This is a genomic window from Aeromicrobium sp. Leaf272 (genome assembly GCF_001422865.1).
Taxonomy (GTDB): Bacteria; Actinomycetota; Actinomycetes; order Propionibacteriales; family Nocardioidaceae; genus Aeromicrobium.
Window position 1 is genome coordinate 661,518 of record NZ_LMMY01000009.1, and the last position, 3,184, is coordinate 664,701.

Genomic DNA, 3,184 nt, shown 5'->3' on the forward strand with positions numbered 1-3,184 from the left:
AGGCCTCCGTCACCAGCGACGTCGAGCTCGACGACGTCACGCTGCGGGCGCAGACCCTGGCGAAGGGCCGCACGGCCCAGGACGTCCGCCTCAGCCTGCAGGAGGTGCCGACGTCGATCGACTTCACCCTCGGTGCGGACGGCGCCGGCGGTCTCGAGGCGAGCGGCCCGATCGGGACGTTCGCAGCCGGCTACAGCCGCGGCGGCGAGATCGTCACGCTCGACGACCCCAGCTACCTGCGCCTCGTGGACGAGGGCGGNATCTCCCTCGGCCTGACCATCGCGCCGACACCGCTGCGCGCCCTGGTGACGCAGGAGACGCTGACGCTCGACGCCCGGATCGAGGACGCCCCACGCACGTTGACGCTCGGGCTCTCCGACGACGGCGGCGTCTCGGTCCGAGGTTCGGACCCCATCGAGTCCGTGACCGTGGAGGCCACCGACCAGAGCGGTCGACTCCTGGGCGCCGACCAGCTGGACCTGCGCCTGACGGACGTGCCCGAGCTGCTCGCGGTCGAGGTCGGCGACGACGGCGTCAGCTTCGACACCGGCGGCAAGGCGGTGGGCCTCGTCGAGGTCGACGCGCACTCCGGCACGCCGCTGGAGCTGCCGGCCGACAAGGACGGCCTGGCGCTGCGCCAGCGTGAGGACGACACCCGGCTCGCTGCCCGGGTGAGCGGGCTGCGGGCGATCAGGGCGTCGCTCGGCGACCAGCCGGACGTCCTGCTCGACACCGTCGCCGGGAGGGTCTTCGAGATCTCGCTCGACGACGGGGGCGACCCGGTCACGGCGACGATCGACCACCTCCAGCCGAACATGACGCTGCGCCTGGTGGAGGCCGAGGGGGCGACCCGCCTCGAGTACGCGGCCGACGCCAGCACGAACCGTCTGTCCTTCGACCTCGGCGGGCTCTCCGGCTCCATCGCCGGACCCCTGCCCGCGAGGCTGCGGGTCTGCATGGCCGAGGACGAGGCCTGCCTGCCCGGCGCCGGGATCGACGACCCGGGCATCGGGTCGGTGCAGTTCGACGCGAGCGAGTACACGACGCTCGACCTGGTCGACTCCGCCGGTGGGCTGTCGGCCAACGGCCTGCGGCTGCAGCGGCTCGACCTGACCGGTGACCTCGACGCCGACGACGGAGGGCCGGTCTACCTGAACACGACGTCGTTCGGCGGCGAGTGCGGGACCGCAGGGTGCGAGCACCCGATCCGTGGCGGGAACGTCGTGGCCGAGCTCGGCTCGGCACGGCTGACCTTCACCCCGGGCAACGGGTTCTCGGCCGTCGACGCCAGGACCGACCTGGAGACGACGAAGCTCTTCGGCCAGACGACGGGTGTCCGGGCGACGGGCGGCACCGGCATCGTCCGGTGCGTGTCGGCCACCGCGCTGCAGGTCCGGGTCGAGGTGATCGGCATCCCGATCACGCTCAACCTGCGTGACGCGATCTGCAACGTGAACCGCACGCCGCGCTGACCGACCACCGCACCGACCGCGCCCCCTCGCCGCACCGGTGAGGGGGCGCGGTCGTGGTGTGGGCGCTCAGGCCGTGAGCGACGCCGTGCGCAGGGCGACCGCGACCACCACGGCCACCCAGGTCCCGGTGAACGCGAGGACCTGCACGAGGGTGCGGCGCTCGCGCGGGGCGTACGCGAAGACGAGACCGAGCAGACAGCCCGCCACGAACCCACCCAGGTGACCCTGCCAGCTGATGTTGCCCGTGAAGCTGATCGCTCCGTTGATCGCCAGCAGCACCAGCAGGCCGCGCACGTCCTGACGGGCCTTGAGCAGCAGCACCAGGGCCATGCCGAAGAGGCCGAAGACCGCTCCCGAGGCGCCGGCGGTGCCGCCGAGCGGGTTCGACAGCCACATGACGAACACGCCCGAGACGACCGCCGTCGTCACGTACGCGGCGATGAACCGCACCGTGCCGAGGGCGCGCTCCACGAACGGCCCGAACAGGTACAGCGCGTACATGTTGAAGGCGATGTGCAGCACCGACAGGTGCAGGAACGCCGAGGTCAGGAGCCGCCAGTACTGCCCCTCGGCCACGCCGAACGGCCACATGGTGCCCTGCTGGTACAGCTCGCTGCGCAGGTCACCGGTGGCCATCTGCAGCACGTACAGGGTGACGTTGACGACGATGAGCGTCATCGACACGATTCCCTCGCGCGTCTGCACCGCGCCGCCGGCGACCGTGCGCGGAGCGCGGACGGCCTTCGCGCCCTTGTTCACGCACTCCGGGCACTGGAAGCCGACCGACGCGTCGCGCATGTCGTCGGGGCAGATCGGCCGCTCGCACCGCTGGCACGAGATGTACGCCTCGCGGTCAGGATGCCGGTAGCACCGCTGCGCGCCGTCGGCGCGCGGTTCGTCCACGGGTCAGCCGCGGTCGATCGTGACCTTCTCGATGACCACGGGGTCGACCGGACGGTCGAAGCCGTCGGTCGGCACGGCCACGATGGCGTCGATGACCTTCTGGCTCGCCTCGCCGTCGACCTCGCCGAAGATCGTGTGCTTGCGGTTGAGCCAGTCGGTGGGCACCACGGTGATGAAGAACTGCGAGCCGTTGGTGCCGGGCCCGGCGTTGGCCATGGCCAGCAGGTAGGGCTTGTCGAAGCGCAGGTCCGGGTGGAACTCGTCCTCGAACGTGTAGCCGGGGCCGCCCGTTCCGGTGCCGAGCGGGTCGCCGCCCTGGATCATGAAGTTGCTGATGATGCGGTGGAAGGTGAGGCCGTCGAAGAACGGGCGGGTGGCGACCTGGCCGGTGGCCGGGTCGAGCCACTCCTTGGTGCCCTCGGCCAGACCGACGAAGTTCTCCACCGTCTTGGGGGCGTGGTCGGGGAACAGACGGATGACCACGTCGCCGTGGTTGGTCTTGAAGGTGGCGCTCAGGGGGGAAGACACGTCGTTCCTCTTCTGGTCGTGCGGGGCGGGACCCTTCCATCCTTCCACGCGGCCTCAAGAGAGGCGCGGCGACGCTCCGCACCGCATGCCGTCGGTACGCCCGCTACGGTGAGCCCATGCGAGAGCACCCCCTGCGCCTGGTCCTGGCCCTGCTCGCCCTGGCGGCGGGCGTCGTGGTCGCCCGCAACCTGACGGCCGACCGGGGTGGGGTCTACGACCCGGCCGGCGACGCCCGATGAGCGCCGCCGCGGGCTCCGACCTGCGGGTCGAGGTGACCCGGG

General features: G+C 71.6%; 3 protein-coding genes. 1 reads left to right on the forward strand and 2 read right to left on the reverse strand.

Annotation, left to right across the window (positions count from 1 at the left end):
* Positions 1 to 1,538 precede the first annotated feature (1,538 nt).
* Positions 1,539 to 2,375 carry a rhomboid family intramembrane serine protease gene (locus ASF38_RS04845; protein ID WP_056574036.1) on the reverse strand — a complete coding sequence of 279 codons (837 nt, stop codon included), beginning with the start codon at positions 2,373 to 2,375 and terminating at the stop codon, positions 1,539 to 1,541.
* 3 nt (positions 2,376 to 2,378) lie between these two features.
* Positions 2,379 to 2,903 carry a peptidylprolyl isomerase gene (locus ASF38_RS04850; protein ID WP_055966091.1) on the reverse strand — a complete coding sequence of 175 codons (525 nt, stop codon included), beginning with the start codon at positions 2,901 to 2,903 and terminating at the stop codon, positions 2,379 to 2,381.
* A 116-nt stretch (positions 2,904 to 3,019) separates the two neighbouring features.
* On the opposite strand from ASF38_RS04850, the gene ASF38_RS19455 reads away from it, so the two are divergent.
* Positions 3,020 to 3,142, forward strand: coding sequence for a hypothetical protein (locus ASF38_RS19455; protein WP_255353803.1), 123 nt, complete (start codon positions 3,020 to 3,022; stop codon positions 3,140 to 3,142).
* The last annotated feature ends 42 nt before the right edge of the window (positions 3,143 to 3,184 follow it).